Source organism: Minwuia sp., from assembly GCF_048007105.1.
GTDB lineage: Bacteria > Pseudomonadota > Alphaproteobacteria > Minwuiales > Minwuiaceae > Minwuia.
In genome coordinates this window covers 2,254,863-2,271,351 of record NZ_CP180352.1, presented here as the reverse complement: position 1 = coordinate 2,271,351, position 16,489 = coordinate 2,254,863, and the positions used below count along the sequence as shown (strand labels likewise).

19 protein-coding genes are annotated in these 16,489 nt (G+C 66.4%); 7 read left to right on the top strand and 12 right to left on the bottom strand.

What is annotated here, in order from left to right; genetic code table 11:
• Positions 1–9: 9 nt before the first annotated feature.
• Genes puhA through hemA form a run of 7 tightly spaced genes read left to right on the top strand, consistent with a single transcriptional unit; the run spans position 10 to position 5,337 of the window.
• Positions 10–786, top strand: coding sequence for a photosynthetic reaction center subunit H (gene puhA, locus ACMVY4_RS11040; RefSeq protein WP_416900199.1), 777 nt, complete (start codon positions 10–12; stop codon positions 784–786).
• The gene (gene puhB, locus ACMVY4_RS11035) at positions 783–1,442 is read left to right on the top strand and encodes a photosynthetic complex putative assembly protein PuhB (RefSeq protein ID WP_416900198.1); all 660 of its coding nucleotides are present in this window, start codon (positions 783–785) and stop codon (positions 1,440–1,442) included. The genes puhA and puhB overlap by 4 nt, the downstream gene beginning before the upstream one ends.
• A 10-nt stretch (positions 1,443–1,452) precedes the next feature.
• Entirely contained in the window at positions 1,453–1,911 is a 459-nt protein-coding gene (puhC, locus tag ACMVY4_RS11030; RefSeq protein ID WP_416900197.1) for a photosynthetic complex assembly protein PuhC, read from the top strand.
• Positions 1,908–2,207, top strand: coding sequence for a hypothetical protein (locus tag ACMVY4_RS11025; RefSeq protein WP_416900196.1), 300 nt, complete (start codon positions 1,908–1,910; stop codon positions 2,205–2,207). The genes puhC and ACMVY4_RS11025 overlap by 4 nt, the downstream gene beginning before the upstream one ends.
• The gene (gene acsF, locus ACMVY4_RS11020) at positions 2,204–3,274 is read left to right on the top strand and encodes a magnesium-protoporphyrin IX monomethyl ester (oxidative) cyclase (protein WP_416900195.1); all 1,071 of its coding nucleotides are present in this window, start codon (positions 2,204–2,206) and stop codon (positions 3,272–3,274) included. The genes ACMVY4_RS11025 and acsF overlap by 4 nt, the downstream gene beginning before the upstream one ends.
• A 15-nt stretch (positions 3,275–3,289) precedes the next feature.
• Positions 3,290–4,123 carry a putative photosynthetic complex assembly protein PuhE gene (puhE, locus tag ACMVY4_RS11015; protein WP_416900194.1) on the top strand — a complete coding sequence of 278 codons (834 nt, stop codon included), beginning with the start codon at positions 3,290–3,292 and terminating at the stop codon, positions 4,121–4,123.
• Positions 4,123–5,337, top strand: a complete 1,215-nt coding sequence (gene hemA / locus ACMVY4_RS11010) for a 5-aminolevulinate synthase (RefSeq protein ID WP_416900193.1) — start codon at positions 4,123–4,125, stop codon at positions 5,335–5,337. The genes puhE and hemA overlap by 1 nt, the downstream gene beginning before the upstream one ends.
• Positions 5,338–5,551: 214 nt before the next feature.
• Here hemA and pufC read toward each other — a convergent pair whose 3' ends face one another.
• The 12 genes from pufC to ACMVY4_RS10950 all read right to left on the bottom strand — a co-directional run bounded on the left by pufC (position 5,552) and on the right by ACMVY4_RS10950 (position 16,401).
• Positions 5,552–6,559, bottom strand: coding sequence for a photosynthetic reaction center cytochrome PufC (gene pufC / locus ACMVY4_RS11005; RefSeq protein WP_416900192.1), 1,008 nt, complete (start codon positions 6,557–6,559; stop codon positions 5,552–5,554).
• Positions 6,556–7,533, bottom strand: a complete 978-nt coding sequence (gene pufM / locus ACMVY4_RS11000) for a photosynthetic reaction center subunit M (RefSeq protein ID WP_416900191.1) — start codon at positions 7,531–7,533, stop codon at positions 6,556–6,558. Before pufM ends, pufC begins: the two co-directional genes overlap by 4 nt.
• A gap of 16 nt (positions 7,534–7,549) precedes the next feature.
• A complete protein-coding gene (gene pufL, locus ACMVY4_RS10995) occupies positions 7,550–8,374 on the bottom strand; it encodes a photosynthetic reaction center subunit L (RefSeq protein WP_416900190.1) in 825 nt (274 codons plus the stop codon).
• A 119-nt stretch (positions 8,375–8,493) separates the two neighbouring features.
• Complete coding sequence (pufA, locus tag ACMVY4_RS10990) at positions 8,494–8,685, bottom strand: light-harvesting antenna LH1, alpha subunit (RefSeq protein ID WP_416900189.1); 192 nt, start codon at positions 8,683–8,685, stop codon at positions 8,494–8,496.
• A gap of 13 nt (positions 8,686–8,698) precedes the next feature.
• Complete coding sequence (gene pufB / locus ACMVY4_RS10985) at positions 8,699–8,929, bottom strand: light-harvesting antenna LH1, beta subunit (RefSeq protein WP_416900188.1); 231 nt, start codon at positions 8,927–8,929, stop codon at positions 8,699–8,701.
• A 127-nt stretch (positions 8,930–9,056) separates the two neighbouring features.
• The gene (locus ACMVY4_RS10980) at positions 9,057–9,284 is read right to left on the bottom strand and encodes a hypothetical protein (protein ID WP_416900187.1); all 228 of its coding nucleotides are present in this window, start codon (positions 9,282–9,284) and stop codon (positions 9,057–9,059) included.
• Positions 9,285–9,327: 43 nt separating this feature from the next.
• Positions 9,328–10,782, bottom strand: a complete 1,455-nt coding sequence (gene bchZ / locus ACMVY4_RS10975) for a chlorophyllide a reductase subunit Z (protein ID WP_416900186.1) — start codon at positions 10,780–10,782, stop codon at positions 9,328–9,330.
• Between the two features lie 10 nt (positions 10,783–10,792).
• The gene (gene bchY / locus ACMVY4_RS10970) at positions 10,793–12,304 is read right to left on the bottom strand and encodes a chlorophyllide a reductase subunit Y (RefSeq protein WP_416900185.1); all 1,512 of its coding nucleotides are present in this window, start codon (positions 12,302–12,304) and stop codon (positions 10,793–10,795) included.
• 26 nt (positions 12,305–12,330) lie between these two features.
• Entirely contained in the window at positions 12,331–13,347 is a 1,017-nt protein-coding gene (locus ACMVY4_RS10965; protein WP_416900184.1) for a chlorophyllide a reductase iron protein subunit X, read from the bottom strand.
• Positions 13,344–14,285 carry a chlorophyll synthesis pathway protein BchC gene (gene bchC, locus ACMVY4_RS10960; RefSeq protein ID WP_416900183.1) on the bottom strand — a complete coding sequence of 314 codons (942 nt, stop codon included), beginning with the start codon at positions 14,283–14,285 and terminating at the stop codon, positions 13,344–13,346. The genes ACMVY4_RS10965 and bchC overlap by 4 nt, the downstream gene beginning before the upstream one ends.
• 97 nt (positions 14,286–14,382) lie before the next feature.
• A complete protein-coding gene (locus ACMVY4_RS10955) occupies positions 14,383–15,510 on the bottom strand; it encodes a methyltransferase (RefSeq protein ID WP_416900298.1) in 1,128 nt (375 codons plus the stop codon).
• Between the two features lie 15 nt (positions 15,511–15,525).
• Entirely contained in the window at positions 15,526–16,401 is an 876-nt protein-coding gene (locus ACMVY4_RS10950) for a polyprenyl synthetase family protein (protein ID WP_416900182.1), read from the bottom strand.
• Between the last annotated feature and the right edge of the window lie 88 nt (positions 16,402–16,489).

Sequence of the window (16,489 nt, the reverse complement as noted above, 5' to 3'; positions counted from 1 at the left end):
GAGGTATCCATGGTAGGCGCCATCACGAACCACATCGACGTTGCACAGATCGTGCTCTACGCGTTTTTCATCTTTTTCATCGGGCTGGTCGTGTACCTGCGCCGTGAAGACCGGCGCGAGGGCTATCCGCTTGTCTCGGAAGTCGCCGGCCAGTCATCGGTTACCGAAGGGCTGATCCAGTCCACGGCCGCGCCGAAGGAGTTCAGGCTGCACGACGGCACGAGCACCTTCGCGCCGCATGACGAAACCGACGACCGCGAGATCATGGCCGAACCGGTGGCGGGCCATACCGGCGCACCGCTGGTGCCGACCGGCGACCCTATGGCCGACGGCGTCGGTCCGGCGGCCTACTCGATGCGCCGCGACGTGCCCGATGTCACGCTGCACGGCGACCCGAAGATCACGCCGCTGCGCGCGGTGCCGGATTTCTCGATCGACGAGGAAAGCCCGGATCCGCGGGGCATGTCGGTGATTGGCTGCGACGGCGCTCAGGCCGGCACGGTCTCCGACGTCTGGATCGATCGCACCGAGTTCCTGGTGCGCTATCTCGAGGTCACGACTGCCGGTGACGAGGGCCGCAGCGTCCTGCTTCCGATGCCGCTGGCGGTCGTCAGCGCCGGCAGCGGCCAGGTGAAGGTCGACTCGGTGACCGCCGAACAGTTCGGGCGCGCACCGGGCACGCAGAATCCCGATCAGGTCACCTTCCTGGAAGAAGACCGGATCAGCGCCTACTTCGCCAGCGGTCATCTCTACGCGACCCCGGCGCGGCAGGAGCCGCTGCTGTGAGGGAGCATGACGACGAGCCGGTTCCCGGCCTGCCCGGGCGTCTGCCCGAAGGCGAGCATATCGTCTGGCAGGGCCGGCCGGACTGGCGGGCGATGGCCCGGCGAACCTTCCACGTTCGGGTTGTCGCAATCTACTTCGCCCTGCTGATCGCCTGGGGCCTCGCCTCGGCGCTGGCCGATGGCGGCGGTGTCGCCGCGGGGGCGGCCAGCCTTGCGACGTTGCTGCCGATGACCGCGGCCGGACTTGGACTGCTGGTCCTGCTGGCCTGGCTGAACGCGCGGACGACCGTCTACACCATCACCAACCGACGGGTCGTGATGCGTTTCGGCGTGGCATTGCAGATGGCGGTGAACTACCCGTTCGCGAAGATCGGCGGCGCCGCGCTGCGTGAATACCCTGACGGCACCGGCGATATCGTCCTGACCACCACCGGCAATGACAAGCTGGCCTATCTGCATCTTTGGCCGCATGCCCGGCCGTGGCGGTTCCGCAAGCCCGAGCCGATGCTGCGGACGGTGCCCGACGCGGCAAAGGCCGCAGAGCTGCTGTCGACGGCGCTGCAGGGTGGCGCCACCAGCGCAGCGCCGGCCATGGCCGACACGCGGCCTACCCGCCCTGCCCGGTCGGCAGGCGGTCTCGCGGCGGCCTCGCGCTAGGAGAACCGACATGTCTCATGCCCACATGCACGATCAGCAGTTCCCGAGAGGGATGCTCTTCGCGGCGGCTGCCCTCCTCGGGCTGGCGATCGCAACGGCCTGGGCCGGACGTGAGACCGACTACGGCACCGTACGCCTGCCCGCAGCGGCAACCGAGGTGACGCTGGAACTGCGCTTCGAGGACCGGGCCGACGGCTCGGTCGCCGCGATCTCGGCCGCGACCGGTGAGGAGATCCACCGCTTCGCGCCGGAGAGCAACGGCTTCGTCCGCGGCGTCATGCGCGGCCTTGCCCGCGAACGGCGGCTGAACGGCGTCGGCGCCCAGCCGCCCTTCCTGCTCAGCGCGCGGGCCGACGGGCGGCTGGTGCTGCACGATCCGGCAACCAGCCGGACCATCGATCTGAACCCGTTCGGCGAGACCAACGTGCAGAGCTTCGCGCTGCTGCTCCAGACGGAGCCGGCACGATGATCCAGCGCCTGTTCCGGAGCCAGAGCGAACGCCGGACCTGTACGGTGGATGTCGGCTACAGCTGGGAAGAAATGCACGCCGACGTGCTGATCGCCGACGACGGCATCCGCCCCGGCGACAGTGTCCGCGTCTTTGGCCGGCCGGTCTCCGTGACCGAAGGCGGACGCGTGGTCGAGACCCGCGAGGTCGAAATCCGCCGCGCCGGGCCGCTGATGCGGGCCTGGGCACGTTTCATGGGCCATTTCGAGATGGCCGAACTTATCGAAGTGAGCTTCTCGACGAGGAGACGACTATGAGCATGGCCACTGCAAACCCCGAGGAACTCGGGTTCGACACCACGTCGATGGCGAAGACGGAAACGATCCTCAGCCCGCGCTTCTACACCACCGACATCGATGCGCTGGAGAAGATCGACGTCTCCCCGGTCCGCGCCGAATGGGACTCGATGATCGCGGAGATGGTCGAGGACAACAACAAGGGCCACTTCAAGCGCGACGACAGCTGGGACGCCGATCTGGAGCGGCTGTCGCCGGAACTGCGCAAGGAGTTCATCGATTTCCTGGTCAGCTCGCTGACGGCCGAATTCTCCGGTTGCGTGCTCTATTCCGAGATCCGCAAGCGGGTGAAGAACAAGGACATGCACGACCTGTTCAAGTACATGGCCCGCGACGAAAGCCGGCACGCCGGCTTCATCAACGATGCCCTGAAGGATTTCGGAATCGGCGTCGATCTGAGCTTCCTGACCAGGACCAAGAAGTACACCTACTTCAAGCCGAAGTTCATCTTCTACTCTGTCTACCTGTCGGAGAAGATCGGCTACGCCCGATACATCACCATCTTCCGGCATCTGGAGAAGCATCCGGAGCACCGCTTCCACCCGATCTTCCGCTGGTTCGAGCGCTGGTGTAACGACGAGTTCCGTCATGGCGACGCCTTCGCACTGATCATGCGGTCGAATCCGCACCTGCTGCGCGGGCGGAACAAGCTCTGGGTGAAGTTCTTCCTGCTGGCCGTCTTCGCGACCATGTATGTGCGCGACCATTCCCGGACCGCCTTCCACGAGGCGCTGGGTGTGGACATCACCGAATACGACATGCAGGTCTTCCGCATCACCAGCGAGATCTCCCGCCAGACCTTCCCGCTGGAGCTGGATTTCGAGCATCCGTCATTCCGCAGGGGGCTCGACCGGCTGGTCGAGATCGCCCACGGCATCGAGAAGGCGAAGGAGCGCGGCGGGGCCATCGGCCTGATGAAGCGCGCCGCCCTGTCGCTGGCCGCGGCGGCCACTTTCGGCCGGCTCTACCTGCGCCCCGCAAAGAAGAACGCGCTGCCCGGCACCGTCCGGCTGCAGCCCGCCTGGTAGGGAAGCGCCGCCGCCGTGGATTACCTGCTGCCGCTCATCTACGTCCTGTTCGTCTGGTGGTTCTCCACCGGGGCGATCCTCTATCTGGACGGCCTGCCCGACTGGACACGTCCCTGGACGATGGCCGGGGCGACGGCGGTGCTGGGCGCAAGCTTCTATGGCCTGGCGGTGACGTCAGGCGATGCGACGATGACCGGCGCCTATGTCGGCTTCGCCTGCGCCATCGGAATCTGGGGCTGGAACGAGACCGCCTTCCTGCTCGGCTATGTCACCGGACCAAGGCGGACGGCCTGCGGCCACGGTTGCCGGGGGTTGCGTCACGCCTGGCATGCGACCGAGACCATTCTCTATCACGAACTCGCCCTCGCGGCCTCGGGCCTCGCCATGCTGGCGGTCAGCTGGGGCGCGGCGAACCAGGCCGGAATCTGGACCTTCGGCGTTCTCTGGGCGATGCGGCTTTCGACCAAGCTGAACATCTTCCTGGGCGTGCCGCAGACCGCCGAGGAGTTCCTGCCGCCCAGGCTGGATCACCTGAGGCGATATTTCACACGCAAGCCGATGAACGCGCTGTTCCCGGTTTCCGTTACGGCAGCCACGGCTGCGGCGGTGGTTTCAGGCATGGCGGCCGCGGATGCCGCCTCGGGAACCTATGCGGTGACAGCGCACACGGTCATTTGTACATTGATTGTGTTAGCACTTATGGAGCATTGGTTCCTGGTGCTGCCCCTGCCCGTGGCGGCATTGTGGACTTGGGGGATGCGGTCGCGTCAGACGGCGGATCGCACCAGGGAACGGAAGGGCGGCTGTCTCTCGCCGGTCCCGTCCGATGGTTTCGAAGGGAGACCGTGATGGATTACGAAGGCTTTTTCGAGGCGCAGATCGCGGCGCTGCACGATGAAGGGCGCTACCGCGTGTTTGCGGACCTCGAGCGTCACGCCGGCAATTTCCCGAAGGCCACGAGATATGTCGACGACGACACGCAGGAAGTCACCGTCTGGTGCTCCAACGACTATCTCGGCATGGGCCAGTCCGACCGCGTGCGCAAGGCGATGCACGACGCCATCGACAAGTGCGGCGCCGGCGCCGGCGGCACAAGGAACATCTCGGGCACCAACCACTACCACGTCCTTCTGGAGAAGGAGCTGGCGGACCTGCACGACAAGCCGGCCGCTCTGATCTTCACCTCCGGCTACGTCTCGAACTGGGCCTCGCTGCAGGTGCTGGGCTCGATGCTGCCGGGCTGCGTGATCCTCTCCGACGAACTGAACCACGCCTCGATGATCGAGGGCATCCGCCACAGCCGCGCCGACAAGGTGCTGTGGAAGCACAACGACATGGCCGATCTGGAGGCCAAGCTGAAGGCGATCGATCCGGCCCGGCCGAAGATGATCGTCTTCGAGAGCGTCTATTCCATGGATGGCGACATCGCGCCGATCGGTGCGATCTGCGACCTGGCCGACAAGTACGGCGCCATGACCTATCTCGACGAAGTCCACGCGGTGGGCATGTACGGCCCGAAGGGCGGCGGCATTGCCGACCGTGACGGCGTGATGGAGCGGGTCACGGTGATCGAGGGTACGCTGGCCAAGGCCTTCGGTGTGATGGGCGGCTACATTGCCGCCTCGCAGTCGCTCTGCGACTTCGTCCGCAGCTACTCCTCGGGCTTCATCTTCACCACCGCCCTGCCGCCGGCCGTCGCCGCCGGCGCGACCGCGGCGATCCAGCACCTGAAGCAGTCGGACGCCGAGCGCAACAAGCAGAAGGAACGCGTCGCCAAGGTGCGCGCGGCCTTCGACGCCATCGGCATCCCGCACCTGAGCAATCCCAGCCACATCATTCCGGTGATGGTCGGCGATCCGGTGAAGTGCAAGTGGATCTCCGACGTGCTGCTGGACAATTACGGCGTCTACATCCAGCCGATCAATTACCCGACCGTGCCCCGCGGCACCGAGCGCCTGCGTATCACGCCCGGCCCGCTGCACACCGACCAGGACATCGACCACCTGGTCCGGGCGCTGAACGACCTCTGGTCGCAGTGCGCCCTGGCGCGCAAGGTGGCCTGACCCGCCTCACATCGCGGGACGAGACAGCGGGCGGTGGCCGAAAGGCCGCCGCCCGTTTCCTTTTGGCGGGCTGGTCTCCCGCACTTCACGCTGCAGGCCGCTTGGCAGGTCGCCGAACCCTGAGGTTATTGCAGACAAAAAAAGGGGCCCGACCGTTTCCGGTGCGGGCCCATGGGGAAGAGATGGTGACGCCCCGGATGGGGCGCCGGTGGCCTTACTCCTGAAGGGAAGGGAAGCCTTCTGCCATCGCCTCGCCGTAGAGCGGCTTGAAAACACCCTGGTGGCAGGTCGCACAGTTGACCTTGGCCACGTCGCCGCCCGGGCCGAGCCTTTCGGGCGGGAAGGTACCCGTGAGCGGCTCGAGATGTGTGTTGTTCAGCGCCTGGACCATGTTGATGCCGTGCCAGGCCGTGATCCGCTGCGGCCGGCTCTGCGACCAGTCCGAGAAGGCGCGGCTGTTGTGGCAGTAGCCGCAGTTGACGCCCAGCGCCTCGGACATGTGTACCATCAGCGAGTAGGTCTGCTCGGTCGCCTGGATCGATGCTCCGCCCTTGCCCGTCGGCAACGGGGCCGTCGCGGCGACGCGAACCTCACCGTCATCCTTGAGCAGGGGACCGAACGGATCGTAGTGCATCGACGTCGTACCGATCCCGGCGATGTTCTGTCCGCCGCTGCGCGCCGCCATGCCGCGCGCCGCCTTCGGTCCAGGATTTGTGAACCAGACATTCGCCGGCACCGGTTGGCCGCCGTGGCAGCTGTAGCAGGTGACCCCGGTTGCGCCGACATGGTCCTTCCAGTTGGCGTTGATGTCGCGGGTCATCTGGATCATCTGACGCGCCACGATCTTGGTGTAGACGCTGTCGTCGGCCAGATTGTCCTCGTTGTGGCAGTAGGCACAGCCCTGGTCCGGCGACACCCACTGGGTGATCGCCAGCATCAGGCGGATGAACTCGCCGTCGGTCAGATCGCCGAGAACCTGGATGTTCTCGTAGATCTCGCCGACCTTGGGACCGTCCGGCTCCATCGGCGGGCCGACGTCCGGGATGTTCGCCAGACGGGCCTGTTTCGGCGCCTCGCTCTCGGGGTTGTTGATCTCGACCATGCCGACGCCGCGCATGCCGTACTGCTCGGAATCCATGGGCGGGAACTCGAAGGAAGTGAGCGCCAGTGTGACCAGCGCCACCACGCCGAGCGCGGCGCAGATCTTCAGGGTGAAGTTCATTGCGAGCCTCCCGCGGTCAGAGCCGGATCCGATGCCGCCGGCATCAGGTCAGGATAGGGCGGCGCGATACCGTGCTTGATGCCCCAGAGGTACCAGTTGTCGACCACGGTGCCGGTCAGCAGGATGCCGATGCCGCCGGTCAGCGGGCAGAGGACGGCGAACCACCAGGCCCAGCGGTGGATGGATTCCATCGAGGCGTTGAAGCCCATGGTCCAGCGCCAGAACAGCGCGCCGCGTTCGGAGGCCGTCCCGCGGTCCACGATCTGCTCGATCTCGCGGTCGCCGCCAAAGCGGCTGACGGCCAGGATGGTCGCCCCGTGCATGGCGAACAGCAGGGCCGAGCCGTACAGGAAGGCGATCGAGAGCATGTGGAACGGGTTGTAGAAGAGGTTGCCGTACCGGATCGAGAATGCCGCGGTCCAGTCGAGATGCGGGAAGATGCCGAACGGCACCGCTTCCGCCCAGCTGCCCATCAGCACCGGCCGGATGAAGCCCAGCACCAGATAGAGCCAGATGGCGGCGGCGAAGGCCCAGGCCACGTGCGTGCCCATGCCGAGCTGGACCGCGCGGCGATACATGCGCGCCCACCACAGCAGGATCGACGTGGTCAGGAAGAAGCCGGCCATAAGCCACCAGCCGCCCTCCGCGAGCGGTGGTATCGACAGGCCGTGTTCCGGGCCGGGCGGCTCGAGGGCCAGCCAGGGCAGCTGGCGGACGAACTCGATCGGGTCCCAGCCGACAGACGCCATCATGTTGAGACCGATGATCTCGATCGCGATGAAGCCGCAGATCAGCGAGGCAAGCCCCAGACTGCCGAGATAGATCGGGCCGATCTGGGCGTTGCCGAAGATCCCCAGCAGCCGGCTGAAGCCTGGCGTGCCGTCGCGGGACCAGTTGCCTGCAGGCAGCGGGACGCCGGTTTCGGCAGGGCCGCGGACCTGTATTTGCGTGAAGATGTTCTGAAATTCAGCCATTGTTTCCCCCCGGAACTCAGGACCAGACCGGCAGATTCAGCCACCAGTTCCACCACTCGGGCCAGCCGCGGGTCCAGAACGGGCCGCTGATCAGGATGCAGACGGCGCTGAAGAAGACCGCTGCGAGAGCCAGGAACAGGCCAAGGCGATGGACGCCGAGCGTGCCGATGGAATAGCCGATGGTGTCGCGGAAGAAGGTGTCCTCGTGCTCGGGCGAGCGTACCGTCTCGCCTTCCTGCGGATTGACCGCCGAGAGCACCAGGGACCCGTGCAGGGCCAGCGCCAGACACGTCGTGAAGAAGAAGCTCACGGCGATCATGTGCGCGGGGTTGTAGTGGAAGTGGAGGTACTGGTAGCCGACGTTGGAAACCCAGTCGAGGTGACTGATGATCCCGTAGGGGAATCCGTGTCCCCAGGCCCCAAGGAGCAGCGGCCGGATCACCACCAGCGACACATAGGCGAAGATGGCGAAGCCGAACGCGATGGGCACGTGATAGCCGATGCCCAGCTTGCGGCAGATCTCGACCTCCCGCAGTGCCCAGCAGACGAAGGAACCGATGGCGCAGACCGTGATCAACTGCCATGCGCCGCCCTCCAGCAGCGGCGCCAGTGCCAGTCCGTAGCTGATATCAGGCGGCGCAACATTGATCCGCCAGATGTTCCAGGTGGGGCCGTGGGCCACGTCGTAGAGGATCAGCGCGATACCCAGCAGGGTGAAGAACGCGCCCACTACTCCGAAAAACCCGACGAAGAACGGCCCGACCCAGAAATCGAACAGATCTCCGCCGACGAGCGTCCCGCCCCTCACACGATACTTCTTCTCGAATCTCAGCATCGCCATCGCAATATTCCTCCGGCGCAGCCGTGCGGGCCGCGTACTCCCTGACAGGTGTCCGTTACCGGGGCAGCCTGGCGGCGGAACTGGCTAGACTGCCGGTCCGCCGCCGGCCCCTTCCGGGCTCAGCCCAGTCTTGTTGTGTCCGGCGCCAGCTCCGTGATCGAAGAGGCCTCGCTCATGGAAGCGCCTTCGATCCAGTTGAAGCGGTCGGTGCCGAGCAGGATGAAGTGAATGAAGATCGCGAGCACGAACAGGAAGATGAACAGTGCCACCAGAGCCCGTCTCGGATCGAACAGGAGCCATATTTTCCACATGTCTCATGCCCTCCTAGCTGAACAGAGTCACGGCCTGTGCGGCCACGGTCTTCACGGCGCCCTCGATCGACGAGTAGCCGCCTTCGGACGGCAGCCAGGGCCGCCAGATCCAGACGAGGATGTGCGCGATGATCGCGACAACCGTGAAGATGATGAAGCTTCTCATGAATATGTCATGGAACTCCCGGGCTTCGTCGTCGGTCAGGCCGGACAACGATCCCTGTCTTTGCGAGCCGTTTGCCATGGCTTCGCCCTCCACTTTACAGGCCCGAGGGCCCTCGCCGCGGTACCCCGCGGCCGGGACCGCCCCGTCACATGGACGAAGCGGATCTCTGGACCGGCCCTGGGGCCGGCCATGTTCGTCTGCGCCGTCAGGCCATGAAGGCGAACGGCACGATCCTGTCGGCAGCCGCGCGGGCATCCCCGAAGACCGACCGGCGCCGGCCGTCGGCGGGCGCGTAGGCCTGCCGCCCGCCGGGCGCGAGCCGCGAGGCGGTCGCGCCGATCAGGCAGACCGAGAACGTCGCCGCGTAAAGCAGCCGGTACTCGATCTTCTCGGACTGACGCCGCTGCGGGCGTGTGTCGAAGGTGATACTCATCTGTCCCCTCCTGTGAGACGGTGATTGCTGCGGCCTTGTTGCGTCATGCCGCTTGCCCCCTGGCCAGGCGGTGGGCGCCGTGCAGCCTTGCGGCCGTCACGCGGTCCTCGCCAGCGTCGCGCGCCGCCCGCTCCGCCGCATCCCGCAGCCGTTTCGCTGCGGAGATCCGGACCAGAACGGGTTCGGCCTCGACCATGTCGTTGAGCGCCTCGCGGGCGTCGTCGTCCCAGCTCAGCGCCTCGTGCAGGCGCGCCGGCGTCGCATCCACGGCGTCCATGTCGGTCGCCAGCGGCAGGATGTGGAACAGCGCGTCGAACAGCGCGTTGCAGACTTCCTGGACGATGTAGGTTGCACCCGCGTAGCCCATGAAGGGCGTGCCGGTGTGCCGGCGGATGATGGCGCCGGGGAAGGAGGCAGGGATGTAGACGCCCTTGCCGCCGCACTCGGCCAGGTACATGCGTTCGTTGTAGCTGCCGAACAGAACCAGCGGCGGATTGGTATGGATCGCCTCGCGGACCTCGTCGTTGCGGGTCTTCTCGCCGGCGCATCGGGAGACGGCGAAGTTGCAGGGCAGCCCCAGCTCGTCTTCCAGGAAATTTCGGATGCCGCGTGTGTGGGTCTCGTTGGCGACGATGCCGAAGCTTGCCGTGCCGAAGAAATCCTGGGTCACCGACCGCCAGAGGTCCCAGAGCGGCTTGATGGTGGTGTGCTTCTCGCGCTCGATGAAGGGCTCGGGATCGAGATCCAGCAGCTCGCCGAGGCTGCGCAGGAAACTGGTCGTCGAATGCAGGCCGACCGGGGCCTGCAGATAGGGCTTGTCCAGATTCTCGCAGAGCAGACGTCCGAACTCGCGGTACATGCAGATGTTCACATCCGCGTCCACCAGGCGACCGACATCGTCGAGATGCGAACCCAGCGGGAAGACCATGTTGATCTCGGCGCCGATGCCCTCGACCAGACGACGGATCTCGGCCAGGTCCGAGGGCATGTTGAAGGTGCCGTAGCAGGGGCCGATGATGTTGACCCGCGGCTTGTCGCCTTCCTTCCGCTTCTTCGGCTTCGGCATCTTGCCGCGCTTGGCGCCGAACTCGGTCCAGAGCCAGTACATGGCGCGGTTGGCGCTCTGCCACTGGTCCTCGTCGATGGTCCGGGGGAGGAAGCGCATCAGGCCGGTGCCTTCCGGGGTCACGCCGCCGCCGATCATCTCGGCGATGGAACCGGTGACGACCACGCTCGGCTGATCCGGGTCGAGCGTCCCGTGCGCCCGCTTCAGCGCGCCCTCGGTGCCGCTCTGGCCCAGTTCCTCTTCCGAGAGACCGGAAACGACGATGGGCAGTTCGTGCGGCGGCAATCCGTCGGTGTAATGCAGGACCGAGGTGACCGGCAGGTTCTCGCAGCCGACCGGGCCATCGATGACCACCTGCAGGCCCTTGATCGCTGTGAAGACGTAGACCGAACCCCAGTAGCCGCCGGCGCGGTCATGATCGAGAACCAGCATCAGTCCCCTCCTACCGGCACGTGCATGTCATTGGTCGCTGCGCGCTTCTTCCGCGGCTTCGGCGCCTTCGGCGGTCTTCCCAGACCCCGGCGGTGTCGCCATGGCCGACGCCCTCGAAGAAGGCGGTCATGGTCTCGAACCGGGACTTGTTGGCGATTGCGGCGTTGACGACCTGGCCCAGCGAACCGGCGCCCGCCGGCCCCATCAGCGGACGGGCGGAGATCAGGTTGGTGAAGTAGAGCGCGGGAATCGAGCGTTCCTTGGCCTTCTGCACGATCGGCGTCGTGCCGATGGCGAGATCGGGCTCGAACTCGTCGACCGCGGCCAGATCCTGCTCGAGCGAGGCGCGGTACTGCACACGGACGCCCTTCGCCTCCAGCCATTCGCGGTCGGCCTCGGAGAGCTTCGTCTTCGGACAGGCGGTGCCGCAATAACGGACATCGGCGCCGCTCTCGACCAGAAGGCGCGCGACCAGCAATTCGGACCCTTCATAGCCCGACAGGGTGATCCGGCCCTTGATCGGCGCACCGGCCAGCGCGCCGGAAATGGCGCCCAGCATGGCGTTCTTGGTCTGCCCGACCTTCTCGGCCGGGACATTGGCGGCCTCGCCGATGGCGTCGAGCCAGTCCGCGGTACCGTCGCGGCCCACCGGAGCGGATCCGACGATCGGCCGGCCGGCGGCTTCGAACTCGCGGAAGGATGCGGTGTAGAAGGGATGGATGCCGGCGACCACGGCGCAGTCCAGCGCCTGATAGAGTTCCCGCCATTCCCGCGTCGGGACGGTCGGGCCCGCGGCCAGTCCCATTGGCTGCAGCATCTGACCGATCACCACCGGATCGGCCGGGAACATCTCGCCGACCAGGGTCACGGTCGGCCGGTCGCTTCGGCCCTGGCGCGGCGCCTGGACCGGGCCTTCCTCGGCCTCGGTGCGTGCGTAGTTCAGCATCGCCCCGGCGAGAACGTCCTTGGCCTCGGCATGGGTCGGAATGCCGAAGCCCGGCACGTCAATGCCGATGATGCGCACGCCGTTGATCGACTTCGGCAACAGCCGCAGCGGCACGCCGGACGCGGTCGGCACGCAGAGATTGGTGACGACGACGGCGTCGTACTTCTCCGGATCGGCCAGGTCGAAGACCGCTTCGCGGATGTCCTCGAAAAGCTTGCCGGTGACGAGCGTCTCCGAATTGAAGGGCACATAGCCGACGGTGCGGCGCGCGCCGTAGAAGTGCGAGGTGAATGTCAGGCCGTAGACGCAGCAGGCCGAGCCCGAAAGCACGGTCGCCGTGCGGCGCATCCTGAGGCCGACGCGGAGCGAACCGAAGGCCGGGCACATGCTCTGGGGCTGGTCGTGCGGACCCGTCGGATAGTCCTCTGCGTAGCGGTCGAGGACCTCGGACTTGCCGGCTTCGCGAGCGGCCTTCTGCATCTCCGCCTTGCCGCCGTGACAGCCCAGACCGTCGCGCTGGTCGGGCGCCGTGTCGGCGGCCGGTTCTTCCGCGGTTCTGTCGGTCACCAGATCCATTGCCTCAGCTCCGGCCGGTTCGGAGATCAGACGTTGTCATAGAAGACCTCCAGAGAAGGCTTCTCGACGGCGGCCTTGCCGCACATGTCCTCGACGGTCGCAGGCTCCAGTACGACGTTGCGGCCAACATCGTCGCCGTCGAACAGGTTCAGCAGACCGTCCTGGTCCAGAGGCGCCGGCTGCAGCGGCGGTGCGATGGCCACCTGCTCGGCCAATTGCTCGAACATCGGGCCCCATTCGCCGCCGGGAATGCCGACAATCTGGTAATTCGCGCTCTTGCGGCGGATATCCTCGTTGGCGGGGATCGCCGAAAGGACCGGGATCCCGACGGATTCAGCGAAGGCCGCGGCCTCACCGGTGCCATCATCCTTGTTCACCACCATGCCGGCGACGCCGACATTGCCGCCAAGCTTGCGGAAGTACTCGACCGCCGAGCAGACATTGTTGGCGACATAGAGGGACTGCAGATCGTTCGACCCGACGATGATCACCTTCTGGCACATGTCGCGGGCGATCGGCAGGCCGAAGCCGCCGCAGACCACATCGCCCAGGAAGTCGAGCAGGACGTAGTCGAAGCCCCAGTCGTGGAAGCCCAGTTTCTCCAGCAGCTCGAAGCCGTGGATGATGCCCCGGCCGCCGCAGCCGCGCCCGACTTCGGGCCCGCCGAGCTCCATGCCATAGACGCCATCGCGCTTGAAGCAGACATCGCCGATCTGGACTTCCTCGCCGGCCAGCTTCTTCTTCGTCGAGGTTTCGATGATGGTCGGGCAGGCCTTGCCGCCGAACAGCAGCGAGGTGGTGTCCGACTTCGGATCGCAGCCGATCAGCAATACCTTCTTGCCCTGCTGGGCCATCATGTAGCTGAGGTTCGCGAGGGTGAAGCTCTTGCCGATACCGCCCTTGCCGTAGATGGCGATGATCTGCGTTTCCTTCTTCGCCGGCACGACTTCTATGGTGTCGGGCTCGATCGAGGCTTCGGCGCGCAGATCCTCGGCATAGGCCTCGGGGCTGTCGGCAATCGGGCGGTCATAGGGGGCGTTCATCGTGCGTCCCTCCAATCCAGGATCATTTTGAGGCAGTCAGGTTCGCCGAACGCTGTCCGGTAGGCGTCGGCAGCGAGCCGTGCGGGACTGCGGTGGGTGATGACACCGTCGAGACTGAGCCGCCCGTCCTCGACCAGTTCGCGCACGGCGATCAGGTCGGCGGGCTGCCATTCGGCGGCGATGCGGATGCGGGCCTCGCGCATGAAGGCCGGCGGAAATGCGAAGCTGAGCGGCGCGCCGTAGAAGCCGGCGAGTACGATCTCGCCACCCTTGCCCAGACGGGCGATCAGGGTGTCGAGCACCGCGGAGTCACCGCTGACGTCGCAGACACAGCGATAGCCGGCCTGCGCATCGTCTTCCGGCGCCACGACGGGGTAACCGGTTGAACCGGAGCGCCGGCGCGGATCGTTCTCCCAGACGGTGGGAGCCTCGCCGCCCAGCGCCATCGCCAGGCGCGCCATCAGGCGGCCGAGTACGCCGTGACCGACGATCAGCTGCGGCAGGGCCGCACCTTCGACAGCGATGGCGTGATAGGCGGTCGCGGCAAGCGCCATCAGACAGCCTTCCTCGCCCAGCCGCTCCGGGATGGGCAGGGCGCGGTCGCCGTTGACGATCAGCCGGGAAGCCGCACCGCCGAACAGGCCGCGGACCTCGCCGAAGCAGGCCGCGCCGGGGACAAAGACGAAATCGCCGATGCGCGCCGTTGCGCCGGAGCCGGCGCCCGTGATGCGGCCAACAAATTCGTAACCGGGAACCAGGGGATAACCGAGACCGGGAAACGAGGGCATGCGGCCAGACCAGAGAAGCCGTTCGGTGCCGGTGCTGATGCCGCTCCAGTCGATATCGACCACCACGTCGCCGTCCTGCGGCTCGGTGAGGTCAAGTGGCCTGAGATCAAGCTTCTCCGGCTCTTCCAAAACGACGGCTAGCGTCTGCACTGCGGCCCCCCTCTCTGGTGTGGCCCTGACGGCCGGCAAGACCGTCAATGTATGTAAGTCTATCGTGACATTACTATGCGTCAAGTCTGACTTACATTTAAGCGGAAGACTGCGGACGAGCGACGACGACTCGCGTCAGAACCGGCCGCTTTGCCGCCAGAACGCGAGGTTCCCGGAAGCCCGCACCCGCCAGAAGAGCGGAGATTTCCGCCAGCGAACGGGTGCGCCCCTGCCCCATCGCCCTGAGGTAGAATCCGAAATAGGCGTCGGCGACACGGCTGCCCGGATCGATTCCGGATAACGGTTCCGCAATCAGAAGGACGCCGTGCGGGGGAATCGCCCGCCGGATCGCGGCAAGGATTCGCAGGACGCGGTCGTCCGGGTGATCCAGCAGGATCCGGATCAGGCTGTAGACGTCGGCGCCGGCGGGCAGCCGGTCGTTCAGGAAATCGCCGCCATGGACCTCGATGCGGTCTTCCAGGCCCCGTTCCTTGAGACGAGCGCGGGCAATCTCGGCGACCGGCGGAAGGTCGAACAGCGCCAGCGCAAGTTCCCCATGACGTGCGGCGACCGCCTCCAGGAAGCTCCCGTCACCGCCGCCGACATCCACAAGGCTGGTCGGCCCGCGCATTGGATAGACGTCGAGCACCTCTTCGGCGACACCGCTCTGGGACGCCGCCATCAGGCGGGTGTAGGCGTCGATCGCGGCCGGATCGAGCTCGGCAGGTTGGTCCGTATGCGCATAGGGCCAATAGGACCGGAGCAGGGTGTCGTCAGCCTCCCCCTTCAGCAGCGCGACCGGATCGGCCAGATCGCGGTACAGCAGGGCGTGGTGCTCGACCATCGCGGCGACGACCGGGTTTGCGAGCAGCGCGGCGCCGCGGCGTCCAAGGCCGACCCGGCCGTCCCGCCGCATCTCCAGCAGCCGGAGCGACTCGGCAGCCCGCACCAGCCGCACTGTTTCCTCCGGCGCGAGTCCGATTCGCTGCGCCAGGCGCACCGGCTGCATCGGTCCGGCCTCCAGTGCGCGGAAGATGTCCAGGCGCACGCATGCGAACAGGATCTGGCTGTAGACGAAGCCGGCGCAGAGATCGAAGAGAGCGGCCGCCTCGGCGGTCGCAACCGGCCGTGTCAGCGGGAAAAGTGCAGCAAACCGCTGAAATCCGCGGTCGGCCAGCAGGCGGTCTCGCCAGCCCTGCAGCCGGTCTCTCAGCGAGAGCGGCATGAGCGGCACACCGCCTCAGGCGGCGATGCGGCGGGCCAGTTCCTTCGGCAGGAAGCGGCTGGCCTCGGCCATGATCAGCTTCTCGAGCATGCCGCGGCCGGGGCAATCGGGAATGGTATCGGTCGCCTCGGCCACCAGCGCCTTCAGCCGCTTCACAGCGCCGCCAATGCCCAGTTCCAGCGCGGCGCTGGGCCGGTCATGGGCCGTATCCTGGCCGACCGGCTTTCCGATCTCCTCGGGCGTCGCCGCCGCGTCGCGAATGTCGTCGGCCACCTGATAGGCCTCGCCAATGCAGCCGCCCAGACGGTGCCACGCGGCGGAATCTCCGGCCCCCGCAGCCGTTGCCCCGGCGACTGTGGCCGCCGCGAACAATGAACCCGTCTTCGCCCGCTGATAGTCGATGAGGACGGCGCTTTCCTCGCTCTCCCAGGCCTGACCAGCGGCGATGCCGTGCGGCATGCCGACAGAACGGGCGATGATCAGCGTCAGCGGCGCCAGCCGGTCCGGATGCTGCCGGGCTTCCTCGGCCAGCACCTCAAAGGCGGCGACAATCAGGGCATCGCCGGCAAGAACTGCCAGGGGTTCGCCGAATTCCTTGTGCACCGCCGCCTTTCCGCGCCGGAGGTCGGCATCGTCGAAACAGGGCAGATCGTCATGGATCAGCGAGGCGCAGTGCAGGAACTCGATGGCCGAGGCTGCCGCGTCGGTGAGATTGGGCGCATCGTCGCCGCAGGCAGCCGCGACGGCGAGACAGAGCTTCGGGCGAATCCGGTGGCCGGCGGGAAAGACCGCGTAGCGCATCGCGGCAGCCAGCCGGGGTGGCGCGCCGGGGACCTCACCGCGTTGGAGCGCTGTATCCAGCATCTGCTCGATCCGCATCATGGCATCCATTCGGGCCTCCCACGGCACGGACAGGATTTGTAAGATTTTCCTGTCGCTATATAGTGTCAATTAGTCTGGACAGTCGTCTTTTGGCTGT